Annotated in this window: 8 protein-coding genes; all 8 read left to right on the forward strand. The window is 58.6% G+C overall.

The genetic code is table 11. The features are described from left to right. The first annotated feature begins 317 nt into the window (after positions 1-317). From flgB to fliJ, 8 genes are read left to right on the forward strand one after another with little or no spacing between them, the layout of a single operon-like run. Positions 318-722, forward strand: coding sequence for a flagellar basal body rod protein FlgB (gene flgB, locus JRJ26_06490; protein MBW2057126.1), 405 nt, complete (start codon positions 318-320; stop codon positions 720-722). A gap of 5 nt (positions 723-727) precedes the next feature. Then, positions 728-1,165 (forward strand): flagellar basal body rod protein FlgC, encoded by a 438-nt coding sequence (gene flgC, locus JRJ26_06495; GenBank protein MBW2057127.1) that lies wholly within the window; start codon positions 728-730, stop codon positions 1,163-1,165. A 23-nt stretch (positions 1,166-1,188) separates the two neighbouring features. Next, entirely contained in the window at positions 1,189-1,479 is a 291-nt protein-coding gene (fliE, locus tag JRJ26_06500) for a flagellar hook-basal body complex protein FliE (protein ID MBW2057128.1), read from the forward strand. A gap of 27 nt (positions 1,480-1,506) precedes the next feature. Beyond that, positions 1,507-3,093 (forward strand): flagellar M-ring protein FliF, encoded by a 1,587-nt coding sequence (gene fliF, locus JRJ26_06505; GenBank protein MBW2057129.1) that lies wholly within the window; start codon positions 1,507-1,509, stop codon positions 3,091-3,093. Then, a complete protein-coding gene (gene fliG / locus JRJ26_06510) occupies positions 3,081-4,067 on the forward strand; it encodes a flagellar motor switch protein FliG (GenBank protein MBW2057130.1) in 987 nt (328 codons plus the stop codon). The genes fliF and fliG overlap by 13 nt, the downstream gene beginning before the upstream one ends. After that, positions 4,060-4,830 carry a hypothetical protein gene (locus JRJ26_06515; GenBank protein MBW2057131.1) on the forward strand — a complete coding sequence of 257 codons (771 nt, stop codon included), beginning with the start codon at positions 4,060-4,062 and terminating at the stop codon, positions 4,828-4,830. Before fliG ends, JRJ26_06515 begins: the two co-directional genes overlap by 8 nt. A 28-nt stretch (positions 4,831-4,858) precedes the next feature. Then, positions 4,859-6,184, forward strand: a complete 1,326-nt coding sequence (locus JRJ26_06520) for a FliI/YscN family ATPase (protein MBW2057132.1) — start codon at positions 4,859-4,861, stop codon at positions 6,182-6,184. A gap of 4 nt (positions 6,185-6,188) precedes the next feature. Next, a complete protein-coding gene (fliJ, locus tag JRJ26_06525) occupies positions 6,189-6,641 on the forward strand; it encodes a flagellar export protein FliJ (GenBank protein MBW2057133.1) in 453 nt (150 codons plus the stop codon). The last annotated feature ends 103 nt before the right edge of the window (positions 6,642-6,744 follow it).

Raw genomic sequence — 6,744 nt, forward strand, 5'->3', positions numbered from 1 at the left:
GGAGCCTACAGGAATCTGGGGACGGGCGATCCGTTGCGGGGGAGGAAGGCCGGTAGACCACGGGCGGAATCGTCGTAGAAGAAGATTAGTCTTAAATTGCAAATGGTTACACTTATAGATGTTGTAGAGCGGCCCCTGGGGCCTACGGCGCGTGGAGCCGCCCTTGGAAGTCGTTGTCGTGAGTTGACCGCCGGCCGTCTTGGTATGTCGATTGCTATCCCGGAAGTGGGGATTTCCGGACCCGCGGAACACCGGATCCAGGAGGAGGCACGAGGTATGCATCGAGAACCGGGACGGATAGGTACACGGAGAAAGAGATGGATATTTTTGACAACACCATCTTACTTCTGAGAGAGGCTCTCAATCTGCGGTCGGCCCGCCATGAGATACTTGCCGCCAATATCGCCAACGGAGACACCCCAGGCTACAGGGCTCTGGACCTGGCCTTTGAGAAGGAACTCCGCGAGGCATGGGTCTCCTCAAAGGGGATTGCACTTGTCAAGACCAATCCGAGGCATATCTCCTCTGCCCTGTCTCCCCTGTCCGTGGCCGGTCGAATCGAAGTCGGAAGGCCGGTGTCCATGGGGATGGATCAGAACTCCGTCGATATGGACCGGGAGATGGTGAAGCTGGCCGAGAACAGCCTGATGTATGAGGCCACGGTTCAGATGTTGATAAAGAAGTTTCGATATCTCAAAGATGCCATCCGAGAGGGGAGGTAGAAGCAATGGACTTCTTTGATTCCCTGGACATCAGCGCGTCTGGTCTTGTTGCCCAGAGGGTTAGGATGAACGTGATAGCCTCGAACCTCGCCAACGTGGAGACGACCCGGACCGCTCAGGGGGGGCCGTACAGGAGGCAGGACGTGGTCTTCCGGGCTGTTCCCCTGTCCCCTTCGTTCGGTGAAGCGTTCAGGCATGCCCTGGACGGGCGGCTATCCGAGGTCGAGGTAGTCGACATTGTGACGGACCGGAGACCACCCAAGAGGCTGTATGCCCCGAGCCACCCCGATGCGGACGCCTCGGGGTACGTGGCCGTTCCAAACATCAATGTCATCGAAGAGATGGTCAACATGCTATCGGCCACCCGGTCCTATGAGGCCAACGTGACGGCCATCCAGTCGGCCAAGAGCATGGCCTTGAGGGCCCTGGAGATAGCAAGATAGGGGAGTGGAGCGTCATGAAGGAGATGAGGATTCATCCCTCCCAGACAGTGGCTGGAAAGCCCCTGAAAAGGGGGCAGGAACCTGCCAGAGGAGAGAAGTCCTTCGGGCAGATTCTCAAGGAGTCGATCGAGGAGGTCAATCGGCTCCAGGGAGCCGCGGACCATGCAATCGAGGAACTGACCGTGGGAGGGACCAAGAACATCCATGAGACCATGATCGCCCTGGAAAAGGCCGAGATCTCTTTCAAGCTCATGCTCCAGGTGCGGAACAAGATCCTCGAAGCCTACCACGAGGTGATGCGGATGAACGTGTAAGGAGGCGCCTGAAGGCGGGACCGGACGATGGCTTCACCAGGGCAGTTCTTCAGTCGATTGACCCATGGCTTCAAGGGCCTTTCTCCTATCCAGAGGGTGATCTTCGTCCTCGTGGTAGGTGGAGGATTGATCGGTGTGATTCTCCTGGGTGTCTGGGCCAATAGGCCGGAATATGGTCTTCTCTATTCCAAGCTTTCCGAGAAGGACGCGGCCAGTGTGGTCTCAAAGCTGAAGGAGATGAAGATCCCGTATCGTTTGGAAGGGGGCGGCCATTCGATTCTTGTTCCCTCGGACAAGATCTATGAAACCCGGCTCCAGCTCGCGGCCGGCGGGCTCCCCGAGGGAGGAGGGGTCGGCTTTGAGATCTTTGACAAGACGAACTTCGGGATGACCGAGTTTGTTCAGCGGCTGAACTACCAGCGGGCTCTCCAGGGAGAACTCTCCAGGACGATCACCGAGTTCCCGGAGGTTGAGACATGCAGGGTCCATCTCTCCATTCCCAAGAAGTCCCTCTTTGTGGAAGACCAGGAAGATGCCAGAGCCTCGGTGATCCTCAAACTCAAACAGGGGAGAAGTCTCAATCTCAACCAGGTCAGGGGGATCATACATCTCGTCGCGAGCAGTGCCGAGCGGCTCAGGCCGGAAAACATCACCGTTGTCGACACCGAGGGGCGTGTCCTCTCGGAGGGAGGAGACTCGGACCCTCTGGCCCGGTTGGGCCAGTCCCAACTGGAGTTTCAGAACAACCTGGAGCGTGCCCTCGAGAAGAGGGTCCAGTCCATGCTGGAGAAAGCCTTGGGGCCGAATCGGGCCATTGTCAGGGCTTCGGTGGATCTTGATTTCAAACAGATAGAGGAGACCGAAGAGACCTTCGACCCGGAGGCGCCTGTGGTGAGAAGCGAACAGCGGTCAGAGGAGAAGACCAGGGGTGGATATCCGGGGTCATCGGGAATTCCGGGTGTGCGCTCAAACGTCCCCCCTGGGCAGGGACCTGTCCGGACGGCGGGCTCCTCAAGCTTCCAGAAAATCAACGAGACCATAAACTACGAGATCAACCGCAAGACCCGACGGATTGTTCAACCCACCGGCCGGATCAAGAAGCTCTCCGTTGCTGTCCTGCTCGACGGATCATATCAGAAGGTGAAAGGGAAGGACGGCAGCATCGTTTCCAAGTATGTTCCCCGGACGGCCGAGGAGATGAAACGTTACGAGAGCATCGTGAAGAAAGCCGTGGGATACAATGCGGACCGGGGCGACCAAGTGGAGGTGGCCAATATCTCCTTTCAAAGGATGACCACAGGGGATGAGCAGCCGGACCCCTGGGTCGGGCTGGAGAGACAGCGATTCCTGTCGGGCCTCATCCGCCACGTTGTTACGCTCCTCTCTCTGGTGCTCTTCTTCGTTCTGATCCTGAGACCCATGGTGAGGTGGCTCACCGAAAGGCAAGGGGAGCTTGAAGCACGGCAGATGCTTCCCCACCGGGTTGAAGAACTCCAGGCCGGTGTTCCCCGTCTTGCCGGCCCGGAGGAATCCCCGAATCGTCAAAAACTGATCGAACTGGCCACGGCTGACCAAGAGAGATTTGCACGGATGGTGGAGGCATGGCTGGAGTAGAAAAGGGGTCCGGCCTCTCCAAGGAAGAAAAGGTGGCCATTCTGGTCTCTTCCCTGGGAGAGGATCTGGCAGGGCAGATTCTTGCAAATATGAGCTCCGCCAGTGCCAAGAAGCTCCAGGACCTGCTTGCTGCTCTCGGCCCTGTCAGCAGAGAACTCGTCGACAGGGTAACCGGGGAGTTCGTCCACTTCGTGGTTAACAGAGAGAGGCGTGGCAGGGCCTTGCCGGAAGGGGAGGGACAGGGCAGAGATGACGAGCAGGCACGTCAGGAGAAGAAAGAGAGGTCGTTGTTCGAGGTTCTCGAAAAGATGGAACCCAAGGTTCTGGCCGATTTCACCAGGGGAGAGCATCCCCAGACAATAGCCCTGATCCTTGCTCACCTGGAACCGGAAAAGGCCGGGCAGGTTCTTTCAGACCTTCCCGAGGAGCTGCAATCGGACGTTGTCTTGAGGCTGGCCCATCTGGAGACCGTGCCTTCCGCCGCGGTAAAGGAAGTTGCGGAAGCCCTGGAGGACCAGGTGGAGTCCGTGGGTACCGTCGAGAAGCGGATAGGGGGGATCAAGGTGGTGGCGGACATCCTCAACCAGGCCGGCAGAGGCGTGGAGAAGAACATCCTGTCTCGGATAGAAGAGACCGACGCGGAGCTGTCCGAACGGATCAAACAGGATATGTTCACCTTTGAGGATCTGGCCAACGTGGACGACCGCGGGATGCAGGAGATTCTCAAGGAGATCACCAGCCAGGAACTTGCTCTTGCCTTGAAGGCCGCAACCGATGAGATCAAAGAGAAGGTCTTCAGGAACATGTCGGAAAGAGCCGCGGAAATGCTCCGGGAGGATATCGAGGCCCTGGGGCCCACCCGGCTGTCCGACGTGGAAAAGGCTCAGCAGGCCATAACCCGCGCCGCCCTGAAGCTCGAGGGGGAAGGAAAGATCGTGGTTGGGGGCCGGGGAAAGGAGGAGGTCCTTGTCTAGTATCTTCAAGGGGCGTGAAATCGAAGAACTTCCCTTAAGGCCTTACCACCTCAGGGAGGTTGCAGCAGACGGTCCCATTGAGAGGCCGGCTCAGCCGGCCTTCGAAGAATTGGGGATGGGTGATCCAAGGGAAGAGTCCGCTGGTGCATCCCAGCGTGAAGGCCCCGGGCCTGAGGAGGTTGAAAGGGAGAGGATCGACCGTATCGAGAAGGAGGCCTATGAGAAGGCCTTCAGACTCGGAGAAAAGGCGGGTATCGAAAGAGGAGAGCGCATGTTCAGATCCGCTGTCCAGAGCCTCACCCAAGCGGCCGAGCAGTTGAGAGGACTGAAGGAGGAGTTCTACCAGCGTGTCGAGGGAGAGATAGTCGACCTGGTTCTGGCCACTGCCCGGAAGGTGGTTCAGAGAGAGATGGACGACAAGAAGGATGCTGTCCTCCGCATTGTTAAAGAGGCCATCGCCAAAGCGGTGGACCGCGAGCGGATCCGGGTGACCATAAATCCCGCCGACTTCGACTTCGTCCATGCCCACAAGGCCGATATCGTCCAGGCCGTAGACGGGATCAAACACCTGGTGATCGAGAAAGACGAATCGATCTGCCGGGGCGGGGCCATCGTAGAGAGTGATTACGGTACCATCGACGCGAGGATCGAACGGCAGTTCGACGAGGTGGAGAAGGCGCTGAGGCGGCAGGTGGGGGAAAAGCATCCGGCCCCGGGCCGGGACGGGACGACTGAGGCGGAAAAGGGGGCGGGCAGGGAATAGCAGCCGCTGCATCCCTCAGGAATTCGAAATGGCAGTATCGATCGACTTCCAGAAGTACCACGAGACGCTGAGGAGACTCTCAACGGTGCGGGTCCACGGGAGGGTGACGCGAGTTACCGGCCTAATCGTGGAAGGCCACGGTCCCGCCAGTTCGGTGGGCAGCCAGTGCCTTATCTACCCGAAACGGTCGGATCAGCCCATTCCCGCCGAGGTGGTGGGTTTCAGGGACAGCCGGATCCTCTTGATGCCCCTCGGCGAGATCCGTGGAATCGGCCCTGGGAGTGAAATCGTCAGTCTCGAGGGGAGAGCGGTTTTCAGCCTCGATGAATCGATCCTGGGCAGGATCGTCGACGGGAGAGGAGATCCCCTCGACGGTGGCCCGCCGGTGGCGGGCCGGTATGAATACCCCATCTACGGCAGAACCATAAATCCCCTGAAGCGGGCAAGGATCGAACAACCTCTGGCCTTGGGCATTCGCGCCATAGACGGTCTTCTGACCTGTGCCAGAGGTCAGCGCCTGGGAATATTTTCGGGATCGGGGGTGGGCAAGAGCGTGCTTCTCGGGATGATCGCTCGGAACACCGAGGCGGACGTAAACGTGATTGCCCTCATCGGCGAGAGGGGAAGGGAGGTTCGAGAATTCATCGAGAGAGACCTGGGAGAGGAGGGACTGAGAAGGTCTGTCGTCGTCGCTGCAACGTCCGACCAGCCCCCCCTTATCAGGATGCGGGGTGCTTTCATAGCCACCACCATTGCCGAGTATTTTCGTGACCTGGGCAAACACGTGATTCTCATGGTCGACTCGATCACGAGATTCTCCATGTCACAGCGCGAGGTGGGACTGGCAGTGGGGGAGCCTCCTACCACAAAGGGATATACCCCGACCGTCTTCAACACGCTTCCAAAGCTCATGGAAAGGGCAGGCTATTCGGACACCGGTGGCAGTATCACCGGCCTCTATGCAGTTCTCGTGGAAGGGGACGATCTCAACGACCCCATCGCCGATGCGGCTCGATCCATACTGGACGGTCACATCGTCCTTTCCCGCGATTTAGCCGCGCAGGGGCACTATCCGGCGATCGACGTACTTCAGAGTGTCAGCAGGCTCATGAAGGAGACCGTATCGGAGGAACACAGACGGCTGGCCAGCCAGCTGATTGCCACCCTGGCCGTCTACCGCAGATCGGAAGACCTTATCAACATAGGCGCCTACGTGGCAGGGAGTAACCCGAAGATAGACTATGCAATCAAGATGGTGGATCCCATCAACCGGTTCCTCCAGCAGAGGGTGGACGACCGGGTGGACTTTGAACAGACCTTGGAAGAACTCCGGGCTCTTTTGAAGAAGGGGTAGGCTTTTGTTTCGTTTTAACCTCCAGCAGGTATTGGATTTCCGCCGGCAGAGAGAAGAGAAGATGGAACTCGAACTGGCCGAAGCGAGGCGGGTCATGGAGCGCGAGCAGGAGAGACTCGCCTTTTTCCGGGATCGCCAGGCACACTATCAGAGGGAGCTGGCCGAGCGGCAGAGGCAAGGTATGGAGACCGCGGAGGCGGCCCTATACAGCGCCTACATACGGTTTCTCAGGGAAAAGATCGAATGGCAGATGGAGGCCGTGGAGACGGCCAGAAAGCAGGTGGAAACGAAAAAGGAAGAGGTTCTGGCGGCCAGGATGGACCGGAAGGTCCTCGATCGCCTCCGGTCCAGGCGCCACCGGGCGTTTCTCGAAGATACCAGAAGGGAAGAGACGAGGCGCCTTGACGAGGTCGCCCTGGGAAGATTCGAGGCAAGGCTCAGGGACAGGAGAGGCTAGCGTGTCGGCAGGGAAGAGTTTGCAAAAGCGTCCTTTGAGACGGAGAGATGTGCTGGTGGTGTTCTTTGTCCTGGTCAAGGTCCTTGTTGTCCTGGTACTGTGG

The organism is Deltaproteobacteria bacterium, from assembly GCA_019308905.1.
Taxonomy (GTDB): domain Bacteria; phylum Desulfobacterota; class BSN033; order WVXP01; family WVXP01; genus JAFDHF01.

Coding starts and splice junctions, on each gene's coding strand:
- JRJ26_06520 (MBW2057132.1), top strand. CDS start 4,859: ATGGCAGTATCGATCGACTTCCAGAAGTACCACGAGACGCTGAGGAGA.
- flgB (MBW2057126.1), top strand. CDS start 318: ATGGATATTTTTGACAACACCATCTTACTTCTGAGAGAGGCTCTCAAT.
- fliF (MBW2057129.1), top strand. CDS start 1,507: ATGGCTTCACCAGGGCAGTTCTTCAGTCGATTGACCCATGGCTTCAAG.
- fliG (MBW2057130.1), top strand. CDS start 3,081: ATGGCTGGAGTAGAAAAGGGGTCCGGCCTCTCCAAGGAAGAAAAGGTG.
- flgC (MBW2057127.1), top strand. CDS start 728: ATGGACTTCTTTGATTCCCTGGACATCAGCGCGTCTGGTCTTGTTGCC.
- fliE (MBW2057128.1), top strand. CDS start 1,189: ATGAGGATTCATCCCTCCCAGACAGTGGCTGGAAAGCCCCTGAAAAGG.